The sequence below is a fragment of the Streptomyces sp. NPDC015661 genome (genome assembly GCF_043077765.1).
GTDB lineage: Bacteria > Actinomycetota > Actinomycetes > Streptomycetales > Streptomycetaceae > Streptomyces.
This window is the reverse complement of sequence record NZ_JBIBST010000001.1, coordinates 1-13,450: the sequence shown is the minus strand read 5'-3', so window position 1 is coordinate 13,450 and position 13,450 is coordinate 1. Positions and strand designations below refer to the sequence as shown.

Sequence of the window (13,450 nt, the reverse complement as noted above, 5' to 3'; positions counted from 1 at the left end):
CTGGATCTTCTGGTTCGCCCGGTGGCCCGGCCCGCCCGAGGCCGTGAACGACTGGTCGAGGCGCCCCAGACCGAGCACCGCCACCGCCCCGCCGAGCAGCAGCACGAGCAGCCACACCGCCCCGACCGCCGCCCGGTGCCGCAGCGCCGCGGTCCGTACCCGCTCAGTCCACATCGTCGAGCCGCTTCCTGAGCTCCTCGTCCAGCCCCAGCCCCACCGCGCCGAGCGCCTCGTCCAGCTGCCCCGGCGCACTCGCCCCGACGACCGGCAGGACGGGCAGCTCGCCGCCCAGGGCCCAGGCCAGGACCACCTGGTTCGCGGTCACCCCGAGCTCCGCCGCGACCTCGGCGAGCACCTTCAGGCGCCGCTCCGAACCCGCGTGCCGGTACTGCTCCGGGATCTCCTTGCCCGGATCCGTGTACGCCCCCGTCAGCTGGGTCGTGTACGCCGTGAACGTCAGCTCGGGCCGCGTCCCCAGGTAGTCGAGCAGCTCCTCCGAGGCGTGCGGGTTCACCCCGAACTCCGCGCCGGGGCGCGGCCGGAGGTACGTGTACCGCTGCTGCACGGCCGCGTAGTCCGGCACATCGGCGGCGGCCGCGGCACCCCGCGACTCCTCGATCCGCCAGGCCGCGAAGTTCGAGCAGCCGGCCCGGCCGATCTTCCCGACGTCCACCAGCTCGCCGAAGGCGCCCATCGTCTCGGCGACCGGCGTCCTCCGGTCGTCGATGTGCGCGTAGTACAGGTCGATCCGGTCCGTGCCCAGGTTCCGCAGGCTCTCCTCCACCTGGCGGCGGATCACCGGCGCCGACAGGCCCTCCGCGCACTCCGGCCAGGCCGAGCCCGGCGGATCCGGCAGCGCGCCGACCTTGGTGGCGAGGACCATCTCGTCCCGGACGCCCCGGCTGCGCAGCCAGCGGCCGATGAGCAGCTCGGACTCGGCGCCGGTCGCGCCCGGCTCCCAGAAGGCGTACGTGTTCGCGGTGTCGATGAAGGTGCCGCCGGCCTCGTGGAAGCGGTCCAGGACGGCGAAGGCCGCGGCCTCGTCGATCCGGGTGCCGAACGGCAGGGTGCCGAGGCACAGCGTGGACACGCGGGGACCCTCGGGGCCGCCCAGGTTCGTGTACTCCATGGGTTCTTCCCTCTCTCAAACGGTGACGGTCAGTTCCTGGACCCGGTGGTCGGAGAGCCCCTCCGCGTCGCGGAAGCGGTACGAGCCGACCCGGGCGCCGCCGCCGGTGAACGCCCAGTCGATCCGCCAGAGCCGCAGCCGCGCGCGGGCGTTCCAGCTGGCCGGCAGGACCGAGCGGCAGACGCCGATCGCGTCGCGCAGCGCCCGGGGCATCCGGCGGATGTCGCCGATGGCGGCGCTGGTGTTGAAGTCCCCGGTCACCAGGACCGGGTGCGGGTTGGACCGCAGGTCGGCGACGAGCGCCGCGTACTCCCGGTCGCGGGCCGCCGCCCGGCGCCGCATGTCCCGGAGGAAGGCCGGCCGCAGCGGGTTCATCACCGTGAGCTGGACCGGGATGTGCACGTTGTACGTCGACAGGACGCCGTGCCCGACCCGCAGGTCCACCCGGAGCGAGCAGGCGCCGACGGGCACGGGCGGCCCGGCGGGCGGGAACCGGGACAGCGTCACGGAGTTGTTGTCGACGGCCAGGTGGTGGCGCGGGAACGCGGCCCGCAGCCGCTCCTCGTCGTCGATGTCCCAGACCTCGCCGCCCTCGAAGCCGTTCAGGTACTCCTGGAGGACGTACACGTCGGCGTCGAGCGAGCGCAGGAAGGCGTAGAAGCGGTCGGGGTCGCCGCCCTGGTTCCAGTGCTGGGTGTTCCAGGACACGAGCCGCAGCCCCTCCTCCCCGGCGGCCCGGCGGCGCAGCCCCCGCAGGTTGATCCCGTTCTGCGGCCAGGCCGCGAGCAGGCAGCCCGTGGCGAGCGCCGCCGCGAGCCGGCCGCCGGTGACCGCGGCGGCGGCGAGCAGCGCGAGCGGGACGAGGGCGAGCGTGACCGGCGGAAGGAGCGAGACCGCGAGCCACGGCCACCAGCGGCCGTTGAGCGCGAGGTGCAGGGCGAGGAACACCGCCCAGCCGAGGGCGCAGGACAGGACCATCGCCGTCATCCACTCCCCGGCAGCGACACCCACAGGTCCTGCACGGCGTGGTCGGACAGCTTCTCGGGAGTGCCGAACTCGTAGCGCTCGGCCCGTGCCCCGTTCCCCGTGAACGCCCAGTCCGTCCGCCAGAAGGGCTTCCAGCCGCCCTCCTCCCAGCTCGTCGGGTACGGGTCGGTGCTCACCTCCGCCGCGTCGGCGAGGCGCTCCCGGAGCGGGTCGAGGTCCGACATCGCGGCCGTCGCGTTGAAGTCGCCGGCCACCACCACCGGGTTCCGGTTGGCCGCGAGGTCGGCCTCCAGGCCCTCGTACTGGGCCCGGCGCGGGGCGAACCGCTCCCGCATGTGGCGGTAGAAGGCGGTGGAGAGGAGGCCGTCCGGCATGCTGTTCCACACCGGCATGTGCACGTTGTAGAAGGACACCGCGCGGCCCCTGACCAGCACGTCCGTCCGCAGCACCTTGTTCGCGCGGTACTCGGTCGGCCAGTCCGCGCCGGGCGGCACCTCCCGCGCCGGGCCCACGGCCGGCTGCCGCAGGATCGGGAAGCGGGAGAGCGTCACCAGCTCGCCCCGGACCGCGACCTGGTAGCCGGGGAACTCCCGGTGCAGCCGCGCCAGGTCGTCGACCGGCAGCTTCTCCTTCCGGTCGGCGGTGACGTGCTGGTACTCGTGCAGCAGGTACACGTCCGCGTCCTTCGCCTTCAGGAAGGCGTAGAAGTGGTCCTGGGTGCCGAGGAGCTGGTTCCACGAGTTGGTGTTCCAGGCGAAGACCCGTACGGCGTCCGGGCCGGGCCGGGGCTCCGCCCGCCACAGCGCCGCCGGGTCGAGCCCCGACTGCCCGAAGCCCAGGAGCAGGGCCGACGCGGCCGCGGCGAGGGTCCCCCACCGGGCGGTGCCCCGGGCGAGCGGGGCGAGGGCCGCGAGGCCGAGCGGCACCAGGGCGAAGACGGCCGGCGGGACGATGCCGACGAGGTGGCCGAGCCAGATCCGGCCGTCCGCGGCCCACTCCACGAGGAGGAGCACGAGCCAGGCCAGGGCGATGCCGAGGACGAGCCGGTGCCGCCGGGACCGCACGGTCGCGGCCTTCTCCGGCGCGAGCGTGTCAGCCATGGTCGGCACCCACGGGCCTGCGGCGCAGGTCCGGCCGCGGTTGCGGGTCGTACAGGTGCCGGAACCGCTTCGAGCACAGCCACTGCACGCCCGCGACCCCGATCGCCGCGAACACCGTCAGGTTCACCAGGAAGTTGACCGCCACGAAGTAGCCGAGGAACAGCCGCCCCCGGTGCCGCCGCACCTCCCGGTACATGTCCAGGTCGCCGCCGACGCCGAGCAGGAACAGGGCGAGCGGAAGCAGCGCCCACGCCGCCCCCCACAGCAGGGGCGCGGCCAGCGCGGCGACCGTCAGGGGCGCGGCGAGGCTGGCGCCCGCGCGCGGTCCGGTGACGAAGCCGCCCTGGAGGTGGCGCCGGCCGAGGATGAGGGGCACGGCGAGCCGGGCGCGGGCGAAGACCTTGTCGAGGACGATCCGTACGGTGTCGTCGTGGTCGTGCCGGCCGCGCACCTCCAGGGAGCTGAGGACCGTGTACCGCTCGGAGATCCGGCGGCCGTAGTCCTGGTCCTCGGTGTGCCGCAGGATCGGGTTGAACGGCCCCACCTCGTCGAAGACCCGCCGGGGCATGGCGAGGATCGCGGTGTGGACGGTGTCGATGACTCCCTCGGACTTCAGCAGCAGGTAGTACTGCTGGAGCGAGCGGTACTCCTCGATCAGGCTGTCCCGGATGAGCGGCTCCGGCTCGTAGGTGCCGCAGATCGCCCCGTACCCCTGCCCGGAGGCGAGGAGTTCGACGGACCTGGCGACCGCGTCGGGGTGCATGGCCACGTCGGAGTCGAGGAAGACGAGGATCTCGCCGGAGGAGAGCTCCGCGCCGAGGTTGCGGGCGACCGCGACCCCGCTGTTGACGCCGGTGGAGACCACCCGGGCGCCGGCCGTGGCGGCGATCGCCGCGGAGTCGTCGGTGGAGCAGTCGTCGACGACGAGGACCTCGATGTTCGGGTACGTCTGGGCGAGGGCGGCCTCGACGCACAGGCCGATGGAGCGGCCGTAGTTGTAGTTGGGGACGATGACGGAGACCAGGGGGAGGGTCATGCGGGTTCTCCTAGAAGAGGACCTTGGCGAGGGAGAGGGCTCCCTGCCGCCACGGTTCGACGCTGGTGACGCCCTCGCTCTTCTTCGCGGGGCGGGCGCCGGCGGTGCGCTGCTGCTCGCGCCACCAGGCGAAGGTGCGCAGGATCGCGTCCTGGTTGGAGTGCTTCGGCCGGAAGCCGAGGACGTCCCTCGCCTTGTCCGTGGAGACGAAGCTGTCGTCGAGGAGCTTGTGGAGCAGGCGTCCGTAGACGGGGGAGAGCCCGGAGCGCTGGAGCAGGCTGAGCGCGGCGAGGGCGGGCCTCGCGGGCAGCGAGCGGACCCGCTTGCCGTGCCCGGCCGCGTCCAGGACGGCCTGGAAGTCCTCGCGTATCGTGCCGAATTCGGTGGCGCCGAGGTTGAAGGTGTCGTCGGCCCGCTCGGCGGGCGCCGCCATCGCGGTGACGACCGCGTCGACCAGGTCGGCCACGTCGAACATCTGGATGCGGACGTCGCCCCGGCCGAGGACGGGGAAGTTCCGGCCCTCCTCGGCCCACTCGAAGAGCATCGCGAAGAGCCCCATCCGGCCGGGCCCGAGGAAGGTCTTGGGCCGCAGGACCGGCACGCACATCTCCCGGCCCCGGAAGCGCTCCGCGACCTCCTCGGCCTCCGCCTTCGCGGCGCTGTACGTGTCGACGGGCTCGCGCGGGTACTCCTCCGGGGTCGGCACCGCCTTCGGCAGTCCGTACACGGCGGTCGAGGAGATGTGCACGACCCTGGGCACGGCGTTCGCCTCGGCGGCCGTCAGGACGGCCTCCGTCCCGCCGACGATCACCGAGCGGATGGTGTCCGCCGGGTAGCTGGGCAGGGCGGCGGCGCAGTGCACCACCACGTCGGCGTCCGCCGTGACCCGCTTCATCGCCACGGTGTCCCGGACGTCCGAGACCGTGTGCGTGAGGTGCGGGTGCTCCGTGCGCGGGGCCCGCAGGTCCACGCAGTGCACCTGCCGGCCCTCGTCGAGCAGCCGCTCGATCAGGGTCGAACCGAGCATTCCGGCACCGCCGGTGACCACGACGCGCTCTACCACAGCGACGACACCTTCTCCTTGACGAAACGGGTGAGCAGACGGGGCAGACCCTGGGCCAGGGTCTTGTCGAGGCAGTCCAGGAAGAACTCGACCTCGTGCTCCTCGGCGACCAGCGAGGGGGCGACCATCAGCGGGTTGTCGCCGTTGAGCGTGTAGTACGTGTAGATGCCGTGGTCCCGGTACAGGGCGTTGACCACCGACGAGGTGATGAGCTTCGTGCGGAAGCGCGGGTCCTTCGTCATCGCGCCCGGCACCAGCTTCGTCACCAGCTCCAGGATCTTCGGGCCCTTGTGCAGGAAGACGCCGTGCAGCGCGCCGTGGCCGCGGACCTCGGCCACCACGTCCGGGTACTCCTTCGCGATCCGCTCCAGACCGGGGGCGAGGATCCGCTCGATGGCCCGGGCGCGGGCCGGATAGTCGTCCTCGACGGCCACGTTGACCGCCTCGATGGCGGTGACCGCCTCCTCGCCGAAGCCGTAGTAGGTGGTGGACGTCGACTGCAGCAGGGCGTCCGTGAGGTTGTCGTAGGCCTTGCGGAAGACCGGCTCGCGGGCGACGAACGCGGAGATGGAGGACTTGCCGCCGCCGAAGGACTTCGAGGTGGTGAGGATGTCGGGGACCAGACCCTCGTACCGCATGAAGTGGAAGAGGGTGCCGGTCTTGCCCCAGCCGGTGTAGATCTCGTCGAAGAGCAGCACGATGTTCTCGGCCGTGCACAGCTCCCGCAGGCCCCGCAGGAACTCCTCCGAGCACTCGTTCATCGTGGACGCCGACAGCGGCTCGATGAGGATCGCGTACACGTCGGACTCGCCCTTGGCAGTACGGAGTTCGGCCACCAGCTTCCGTACGGAGTCCAGGTCCCCGTACCGGAAGATCTCCACCCCGGGGATGCCGGGGAACTGGAACGTCGACGCGTTCTGGCCGGTCAGGCTGCCCGAGCCGAGCAGCTTGCCGTGGAAGGAGATGTCGGCCCGCAGCACCCGGGAGCGCCGGCCGCCGTGGTACTTGTACGCCAGCTTGACCGCGCCCTCGACCGCCTCCGCACCGGAGTTGGGGAAGAACGACATGTTCAGGTCGCCGGGCAGCAGCTCCGCCAGGTTGTGGCCGAGGGCCGCGATGTACGGCGAGAAGTAGGTCTTGTGGACCTCCATGCTCCTGCGCTCCTGGAAGCGCTGCCGGGCGGCGAGGATCCGCGGGTGGTTGTGGCCGTGGTTGAGGACGCCGACGCCGCCGGTGAAGTCGAGGACGCGACGGCCGTCGCGCTGGGTGATCCAGACGCCCTCGGCGCTCTCGACGAGCTCCTGGCCGAAGCCGAAGGAGGTCATCAGGGAGACCTGGCTCTTGTTGACGTGGTCCTTGTACAGGCCGTGGACCTGCTTGGTCGTCAGCGACTCGCAGTCGTCGACGGTGTAGAGCTGACCGGACACGGGATTCCTTCGCGTGAGTGGGGGACGTGGGGGACGTGGGGGGAGCGGCGGGGCAGGGTGAGGAGCAGGGCGGCGCCGCCGACCAGGACCTCGCTGAGCGTGCAGACCACCCGGCTGGCCACGGCGGCCGCGGTCGCCTCCTGCCAGGGCAGGACGGCGGTCAGCGAGAGCAGCAGCAGGGCCTCGCGGGCGCCCCAGCCGTCCGGCAGGACGACCACGAGGCTCGCGGCGGCGGTGGCCAGGGCGAATCCGCCCACGCAGACCGGCAGCGCGGTCCACGGCGGGGCGCCGAGCATCACGGCGAGCGCCCACAGATGCAGTCCGGACACCGCCCAGGAGGCGGTGGCGGCGGCGAGCGCCCGGCGCACCCCCCGGGCGCTCGCCCGGGCCTGCGGCGCGGGCCGCCGGGCCAGCCGGGCGGCTCCGGCGGCCAGGCTGTTGAGCAGTCGCGGTTGCACGACGAGCAGCAGGGTGACCGTGCCGGGCAGCACCAGCCACCAGGCCCCGGCACCGAGCGTCCAGGGCGCGGAGAGCGGTCCGACGGCGAGGCCGGTGAGGACGGCGACGATCAGGTTGAGCAGGAAGACGGCGAGCACGACCGGTGCGGGCACCCCGGCGGCGCCGGCCATCCGCAGCTGGGCGAGCACGCCCCAGACCGCTCCCGGCACGTACTTGCCGAGGTAGGAGGTGAAGTAGATCCGGGTGGTGGTCCGGCCGGGCAGCCGCGGCCCGAGGTCGGTGAGCAGGCCGCGCCAGGTGGCCATGGTGAACAGGACGGCGACGGCGTTGGCGGCGAGGGCGAGCAGGAGGTACGGGACGGAGCCGGGCCGCAGGACGAGTGCGGCGAGCTCGCCGGCCCGGCCGTACAGGGCGAAGCCGATGCCCGTGACGACGGCGAGCGGGAACAGGATCCGCAGCAGGCGCGGGAGTCGTGCGCCGCCGGGCCGGGGAGCGGTGGCCGTGGTCATCGGCCGAGCCGGTCGAGCAGCCACGCGGCGGCGAGGATCCCCGACCAGAGCAGCGCGTTGGTCACGGTCATCCGGTCGGCGAACAGGGCCCGCGAGGGGTTGCCGCCGCCCGCGTCGACCACGATCAGCTGGAGGTAGCGGGCGAGGCCGAAGAGCGCGAAGGGCGCGGTGAGCACGGCGACGAGCGGCGCGTGCGTGCCGAAGACCGGACTGGCCTGCACGTGCAGCACGTAACTCACCGCAGCGAGGACGGCGGTGAAGCCGAGCAGCTGGTCGAGGAAGCCGACCGTGTAGCCGCGCAGCGCGGGCCGGTGCAGCACCCCGCCGACGGCCATCTCGTGCCGCCGCTTCCCGAGGATCAGCAGCAGGCAGAGCGTGAACACCCCGAGTGCGAGCCAGCTGGGCACCGGGTTCCCGGAGGCCAGACAGCCCTGGGCGAGCCGCAGCACGAACCCGAGCGCGACGATGAACACGTCGAGCAGCGGCACGTGCTTGAGTCCCCTGCTGTACGCGGCGTTCAGCGCGACGTACGCGGCGACCGGCCACCAGTCGGCGGGCGCGGTGGCGCCGGTGGCGACGGTCAGTCCGACCGTCGCCGCGAGGAGCAGCGCGAGGCCGGCGGCGAACGCCACGGCCGTGCCGACCCCGATCCGGCCGGCGGCGATCGGCCGGTGCCGCTTCTCCGGATGGCGCCGGTCGCGGTCCCGGTCGCCGATGTCGTTGACCAGGTAGATCAGCGCGGACGCGAGGGTGAAGACGGCGATCGCGGCGAGGGTGCCGCCGAGCGCGCCGCCGTCGAGGTGGGGGGCGCCGAGCAGGCCGAGGGGGACGACGACCAGGTTCTTCGTCCACTGTCCTGGGCGGACGAGGGCGGTGAGGTCGGCGAGGCGACCGGGCGGACGGGAGACCGGCGGACGGACCGCCGGCGCCTCTCGGCCGGTGAGCGTGGGCGTGGCCATGGACGTACTCCTGTGGGGAGGGTCGTACGGGTGGTCATACGGAGGTGGTGGGGGCGGCGGGGACGGCCCGGCGGCGCACGCTCGGGCCGAAGTCCGGCTCGGTGAGCCAGCGGACGGCGCCGCGGGCCGCGCCGAGGACGATCGCCTGGTGCAGCACGAAGTGGACGGCGGTGAAGTACAGGAGGAAACCCGGCCCCCGGGTCCGCAGCGCGAAGCGGCTCAGGCCCGGATCGGCGCAGGCGAAGAGCAGCGCGCAGAGGGCGGGGACGAGCAGCAGCCAGGGGGAGAGCAGGCCGAGCGGCAGGGTGGGGAGGGTCAGCGCGGCGGCGAGGACGCCGAGCGGCCGGTTGGCGGTGAGGCCGCCCTCCCGCATCTGCCCGAGCGCCGCGATCAGCAGCTGGGAGCGCCGGTACTGCTCCGAGAGCATCGCCCCGAGCCGGTCCACGTCGTCGTGGCGGCCGCGGATCGCCTCGCTCATCAGGATGCGGTGCGTCCGCACGAGCCGGCCGCTGTACTCCACGTCCTCGGAGTCCCGGAGGTTCTCGTCGAAGGGACCGGTCTCCTCGAAGACCTTCCTGCGGATCGCGCCGAGGGCGAAGAAGGCGGTGCGGACCTCGCCGGCGGCACGCCGGCGCCAGAAGTGGGCGTGCAGGGCGTGGTAGCGCTCCACGGGCCCGTCGTCGAAGAGCGGTTCGGGGTCGAGGACGCCGTGGGCACAGCCGAGGCCGGGGTCGTCCGCGAGCAGGTCGGCGGCGTTCGCCAGGGCCTCGGGGTGCAGGGCGGTGTCGGAGTCGAGGAAGAAGAGGACCTCGCCGCGTGCGGCGGCGGCCCCCATGTTCCGGGCGGCGGACACCCCGCGGTTGTGGGGGTTGGCGATGAGGACGACGTCGAACTCGCGGGCGATGTCCCGGGACCGGTCGGTGCTGGCGTCGTCCACGACGATGACGTCGAGCGGGGCGTGGGTCTGGGCGAAGACCGAGGTGAGACAGGCGCGCAGGGTCTTCTCGTAGTTGTAGTTGGGGATGATGACGGACACGCTGGGACGGGCCCTGGGCATGGGGGTTCCTTGAAGGGCTTCGGAGGTGGGGGGCTCCTGCGCGGTGGGGGCGTCAGAGGAGCCGGAAGTCCGCGATGCGGTGGCGGGCGAGCTCGGGGGAGTGGCCGAGGAGGAGCCGGCAGAGCAGCAGCGCGTGGCCGACGGCCTCGATCTCGTCGGGGCCCCGGATGTACAGGGCCAGGCGGACCGTCCGGTCGAGGACCAGGGCCCGGGCGGACTCGAAGCGGTCCTGCGGCCGGGCGACGCGGTGCAGCGTCTCGACGAGTCGTGCGGCGGACGGGGCCGGTGGGGGGTCGGTGTCCGGTGCGGGGTCGTCGTCCGGTGCCCTCATCGAGACGCCGATGAGGTAGATGGGGATCAGCCCCAGGAGAAGCCGTCGTTGCCGTCGCCGGGCTGGACGGTGCCGGTCGTGTCGGAGGCGGTGACGGCGACGGTCCCGGCGGGCGCCGGCTGGGTCGCCAGGACCAGCGTCAGCGCGGCCGCGGCGGGGACGGCCAGGGCGACGACGGCACGGAGCTGAACGCGGGCGAACGTGGCGAAACGGGCGCTGCTGGGCATGGCGGGGCTGCCTTCCTGGACGGTGCGGAGTGGGGGTCGCGGGGGTGGTTCCCCGGGGCCGCTCCCGGGCTCTGCCGGGCGGCTTCGACAGGTCCAAGACTGGCCTGCCGGGGGTGCCCTGTCACCGGAAAACGGCTGGCGCCAACCGCGTGGCCGCTAGGGGCCAGTGCGTGCCACGGGCCTTCGCGCGCCGCCGACCAGGGGGTTTCCGGGAGGCGTCACGTTCCTGCCAGGCGGAAGGTGCCGGGAGCCCGTCACGTCCCCGTACGGCCTCTGCGCGGGCCCCGTTCGGTCTCTGCGCGGGCCCCGTTCGGTCTCTGCTCGGGCCCCGTTCGGTCTCTGCGTGGGCTCCGTTCGGCCTCGGCGCGGGCCCCGTTCGGCCTCGGCGCGGGCCCCGTTCGGTCTCTGCTCGGCGCCCGGGTGGCCTCCGCTCGGCCCCCGTTCGGTCTCTGTCGGCCCCCGGGAGGCCTCCGCTCGGCCTCTGCTCGGGCCCCGTTCGGTCTCTGCTCGGGCCCCGTTCGGTCTCTGCTCGGCGCCCGGGTGGCCTCCGCTCGGCCCCCGTTCGGTATCTGTCGGCCCCCGGGAGGCGTCCGCCCGGCCTCCGCCCGGCCTCCGTGGCGGCCCCCGGAAACGCCGGAGGCCGCACCCCCCGCCGGGGTGCGGCCGTCCGTGCCGTACGAGAGGTGTGGACCTCAGCCGTTGGGGCGCTTCAGGCGCGCCACGAACTTGTACCGGTCGCCGCGGTAGACGGACCGTACCCACTCCACCGGCTCGCCCTGGGCGTCCAGGGAGTGGCGGGAGAGCATCAGCATCGGCAGGCCCACGTCGGTGCCGAGCAGTCCGGCCTCGCGCGGGGTGGCGAGGGAGGTCTCGATGGTCTCCTCGGCCTCGGCGAGGTGCACGTCGTAGACCTCGGCCAGCGCCGTGTACAGAGAGGTGTACTTCACCAGCGAGCGGCGCAGCGCGGGGAAGCGCTTCGCCGACAGGTGGGTGGTCTCGATCGCCATCGGCTCGCCGCTCGCGAGACGCAGGCGCTCGATGCGGAGCACCCGGCCGCCGGCCGAGATGTCGAGCAGTCCGGCGAGGGTGTCGTCGGCCGTGACGTACCCGATGTCGAGGAGCTGTGACGTGGGCTCCAGGCCCTGGGCCCGCATGTCCTCCGTGTACGAGGTGAGCTGCAGGGCCTGGGAGACCTTGGGCTTGGCCACGAACGTGCCCTTGCCCTGGATCCGCTCCAGGCGGCCCTCGACGACCAGCTCCTGGAGGGCCTGGCGCACGGTGGTGCGCGAGGTGTCGAACTCTGCGGCGAGCGTGCGCTCCGGCGGGACCGGGGTGCCGGGCGGCAAGGTCTCCGTCATGTCGAGCAAGTGTCGCTTGAGCCGGTAGTACTTGGGCACGCGCGCGGTGCGGGTGGGTGTCCCGCTCTCTGTCTCCGTACTGCCCGCGTCCGTGGCCATGGCCTGCCTTCCCGACTCCTGTGCTGCTGCCGTCACCGGCTCCTCCGTCTGTCGCGGCTCACATGGTGGCACGGACCGGTCACGGGTCGTCGCCCTCCCTCAGGTGTCGGTCCGATAACGGACGCGACTGCCCTTCTTATACACCCTTGACACCCCTAAAGGTCTAGGCCAAGCTCCGGGTACTGGTCTAAACCATTAAAGACCAGGTCCCAGCCCCACGAGCACTACCTGACGTATGTCTTCGCGCGGTGGGCAGGGGTTGCAGGCATCCCTGAGGAGGGTGGCGTGAAGCGCAAGCTCATCGCGGCGATCGGCGTCGCGGGCATGATGGTCTCCATCGCTGCGTGTGGTTCGGACACGGACAACGGCAAGGACGGCAGCAAGGCGACGGCCGGGGGCAACAAGACCCTGACCGTCTGGGTCATGGACGGTTCCGCGCCGGACGCCTGGATGGCCGAGGTGAACAAGGCCTTCGAGGCCAAGCACCCGGGCGTCAAGGTCAAGGTCGAGAAGCAGATCTGGAACGGCATCCAGGAGAAGGTCACCACCGCCCTCTCCGAGGACACCCCGCCGGACGTCCTGGAGCTCGGCAACACGCAGACCGCCGGCTACGCGGTCACCGGCGGTCTCGCCGACCTGTCCGGCGACAAGGCCAAGCTCGGCTACGACGCCTGGAACAAGGGCATGGTCGCCTCCAACGAGCTGGACGGCAAGCTCTACTCCGCCCCGTGGTACGCCGCCAACCGCGTCGTCGTCTACGACAAGGCCGCCTTCAAGAAGGCCGGTGTCACCCCGCCGAAGACCCGCGCCGAGTGGATCGAGGGCCTGAAGAAGCTCAAGGCCTCCGACCCGAAGTCGCAGGCGATCTACCTGCCGGGCCAGTCCTGGTACGTCCTCGCCGGCCTCATCTGGGACGAGGGCAGCGACCTCGCGGTCAAGGACGGCGACAAGTGGAAGGGCAACCTGTCCTCCCCCGAGGCCGCCAGCGCCATGAACTTCTACAAGGAGCTGGCGTCCTACTCCACCGCTCCGAAGGACAAGGACGAGGCGACCCCGCAGCAGTCCACCGACGTCATCCCCAAGGGTGGCGTGTCGTCCTGGATCGGTCTCGGCTGGGAGGCCGGCGGCGCCATCGACGCCATGAAGAAGGCCGGCAAGACCGCCGACTTCGGCTACTTCCCGATCCCGGGCAAGACCGCCGACAAGCCGGGCTCCGTCTTCCTCGGCGGCTCCAACCTCGCCATCGCCGAGCGCTCCCAGAACAAGGACCTCGCGAAGGAGTGGCTGGCCCTCGCCGCCGGCAAGGAGTTCATGACGAAGTACGCCGCCGCCACCGAGGGCGCGCTGCTTCCGAACACCGACTCCGCGCAGTTCAAGCCCGCCGCCGGCTCCTTCGCCGAGGCCATGGCCGCCTCCTCCGCCTCCGGCAAGGTCACCCCGGTCACCCCGGGCTGGGCGAACGTCGAGACCGCCCCGAACCCGATCAAGGACTACATGACCAAGGTCCTGAAGGGTGAGGACGCCAAGAAGGCCGGCGAGGCGGCCGACAAGGTCATCAACGAGCGCATCAACCAGCAGTAATCCGTAGCCCCGGTGGTGGGGGCGGGGGGGGCGCCGCCGCCCCCCCCCCCCCCCGTGGAGGGCAGGAATGATGCACGGGCCCCGCCCCCCCGCCCGGGCCCCCGGGGGGCCGGGGCGCCCCCAACCCC

General features: G+C 72.7%; 13 protein-coding genes. 1 reads left to right on the top strand and 12 read right to left on the bottom strand.

Translation table 11 applies throughout. The annotated features are described in order from the left end of the window. Nucleotides 1–163 precede the first annotated feature (163 nt). The 12 genes from ACF07V_RS00065 to ACF07V_RS00010 all read right to left on the bottom strand — a co-directional run bounded on the left by ACF07V_RS00065 (nt 164) and on the right by ACF07V_RS00010 (nt 11,741). Nucleotides 164–1,129 carry an aldo/keto reductase gene (locus tag ACF07V_RS00065; protein WP_392150622.1) on the bottom strand — a complete coding sequence of 322 codons (966 nt, stop codon included), beginning with the start codon at nt 1,127–1,129 and terminating at the stop codon, nt 164–166. A gap of 15 nt (nt 1,130–1,144) precedes the next feature. Continuing rightward, complete coding sequence (locus ACF07V_RS00060) at nt 1,145–2,116, bottom strand: endonuclease/exonuclease/phosphatase family protein (RefSeq protein ID WP_392150621.1); 972 nt, start codon at nt 2,114–2,116, stop codon at nt 1,145–1,147. Beyond that, nucleotides 2,113–3,216 carry an endonuclease/exonuclease/phosphatase family protein gene (locus tag ACF07V_RS00055; RefSeq protein WP_392150620.1) on the bottom strand — a complete coding sequence of 368 codons (1,104 nt, stop codon included), beginning with the start codon at nt 3,214–3,216 and terminating at the stop codon, nt 2,113–2,115. Before ACF07V_RS00055 ends, ACF07V_RS00060 begins: the two co-directional genes overlap by 4 nt. Then, entirely contained in the window at nt 3,209–4,252 is a 1,044-nt protein-coding gene (locus ACF07V_RS00050) for a glycosyltransferase family 2 protein (protein ID WP_392150619.1), read from the bottom strand. The genes ACF07V_RS00055 and ACF07V_RS00050 overlap by 8 nt, the downstream gene beginning before the upstream one ends. A gap of 10 nt (nt 4,253–4,262) precedes the next feature. Continuing rightward, the gene (locus ACF07V_RS00045) at nt 4,263–5,315 is read right to left on the bottom strand and encodes an NAD-dependent epimerase/dehydratase family protein (RefSeq protein WP_392150618.1); all 1,053 of its coding nucleotides are present in this window, start codon (nt 5,313–5,315) and stop codon (nt 4,263–4,265) included. Further along, on the bottom strand, nt 5,309–6,742 hold the full coding sequence (locus ACF07V_RS00040) for an aspartate aminotransferase family protein (RefSeq protein ID WP_392150617.1): 1,434 nt from the start codon (nt 6,740–6,742) through the stop codon (nt 5,309–5,311). The genes ACF07V_RS00045 and ACF07V_RS00040 overlap by 7 nt, the downstream gene beginning before the upstream one ends. Beyond that, nucleotides 6,700–7,710, bottom strand: a complete 1,011-nt coding sequence (locus ACF07V_RS00035; RefSeq protein ID WP_392150616.1) for a lysylphosphatidylglycerol synthase domain-containing protein — start codon at nt 7,708–7,710, stop codon at nt 6,700–6,702. Before ACF07V_RS00035 ends, ACF07V_RS00040 begins: the two co-directional genes overlap by 43 nt. Continuing rightward, nucleotides 7,707–8,669 (bottom strand): UbiA prenyltransferase family protein, encoded by a 963-nt coding sequence (locus ACF07V_RS00030; protein ID WP_392150615.1) that lies wholly within the window; start codon nt 8,667–8,669, stop codon nt 7,707–7,709. The genes ACF07V_RS00035 and ACF07V_RS00030 overlap by 4 nt, the downstream gene beginning before the upstream one ends. A 34-nt stretch (nt 8,670–8,703) precedes the next feature. Next, the gene (locus ACF07V_RS00025; protein WP_392150614.1) at nt 8,704–9,726 is read right to left on the bottom strand and encodes a glycosyltransferase family 2 protein; all 1,023 of its coding nucleotides are present in this window, start codon (nt 9,724–9,726) and stop codon (nt 8,704–8,706) included. A 52-nt stretch (nt 9,727–9,778) separates the two neighbouring features. Beyond that, complete coding sequence (locus ACF07V_RS00020) at nt 9,779–10,057, bottom strand: hypothetical protein (RefSeq protein WP_392150613.1); 279 nt, start codon at nt 10,055–10,057, stop codon at nt 9,779–9,781. Nucleotides 10,058–10,083: 26 nt separating this feature from the next. Continuing rightward, nucleotides 10,084–10,284, bottom strand: coding sequence for a hypothetical protein (locus ACF07V_RS00015; protein ID WP_392150612.1), 201 nt, complete (start codon nt 10,282–10,284; stop codon nt 10,084–10,086). Nucleotides 10,285–10,976: 692 nt separating this feature from the next. Next, the gene (locus ACF07V_RS00010; RefSeq protein ID WP_053649500.1) at nt 10,977–11,741 is read right to left on the bottom strand and encodes a GntR family transcriptional regulator; all 765 of its coding nucleotides are present in this window, start codon (nt 11,739–11,741) and stop codon (nt 10,977–10,979) included. Nucleotides 11,742–12,026: 285 nt separating this feature from the next. Between ACF07V_RS00010 and ACF07V_RS00005 the strand changes: the two genes are divergently transcribed. Then, on the top strand, nt 12,027–13,322 hold the full coding sequence (locus tag ACF07V_RS00005) for an extracellular solute-binding protein (RefSeq protein WP_392150611.1): 1,296 nt from the start codon (nt 12,027–12,029) through the stop codon (nt 13,320–13,322). Nucleotides 13,323–13,450 lie beyond the last annotated feature (128 nt).

Coding starts and splice junctions, on each gene's coding strand:
- ACF07V_RS00065 (WP_392150622.1), bottom strand. CDS start 1,129: ATGGAGTACACGAACCTGGGCGGCCCCGAGGGTCCCCGCGTGTCCACG.
- ACF07V_RS00060 (WP_392150621.1), bottom strand. CDS start 2,116: ATGACGGCGATGGTCCTGTCCTGCGCCCTCGGCTGGGCGGTGTTCCTC.
- ACF07V_RS00055 (WP_392150620.1), bottom strand. CDS start 3,216: ATGGCTGACACGCTCGCGCCGGAGAAGGCCGCGACCGTGCGGTCCCGG.
- ACF07V_RS00050 (WP_392150619.1), bottom strand. CDS start 4,252: ATGACCCTCCCCCTGGTCTCCGTCATCGTCCCCAACTACAACTACGGC.
- ACF07V_RS00035 (WP_392150616.1), bottom strand. CDS start 7,710: ATGACCACGGCCACCGCTCCCCGGCCCGGCGGCGCACGACTCCCGCGC.
- ACF07V_RS00030 (WP_392150615.1), bottom strand. CDS start 8,669: ATGGCCACGCCCACGCTCACCGGCCGAGAGGCGCCGGCGGTCCGTCCG.
- ACF07V_RS00025 (WP_392150614.1), bottom strand. CDS start 9,726: ATGCCCAGGGCCCGTCCCAGCGTGTCCGTCATCATCCCCAACTACAAC.
- ACF07V_RS00020 (WP_392150613.1), bottom strand. CDS start 10,057: ATGAGGGCACCGGACGACGACCCCGCACCGGACACCGACCCCCCACCG.
- ACF07V_RS00015 (WP_392150612.1), bottom strand. CDS start 10,284: ATGCCCAGCAGCGCCCGTTTCGCCACGTTCGCCCGCGTTCAGCTCCGT.
- ACF07V_RS00010 (WP_053649500.1), bottom strand. CDS start 11,741: ATGGCCACGGACGCGGGCAGTACGGAGACAGAGAGCGGGACACCCACC.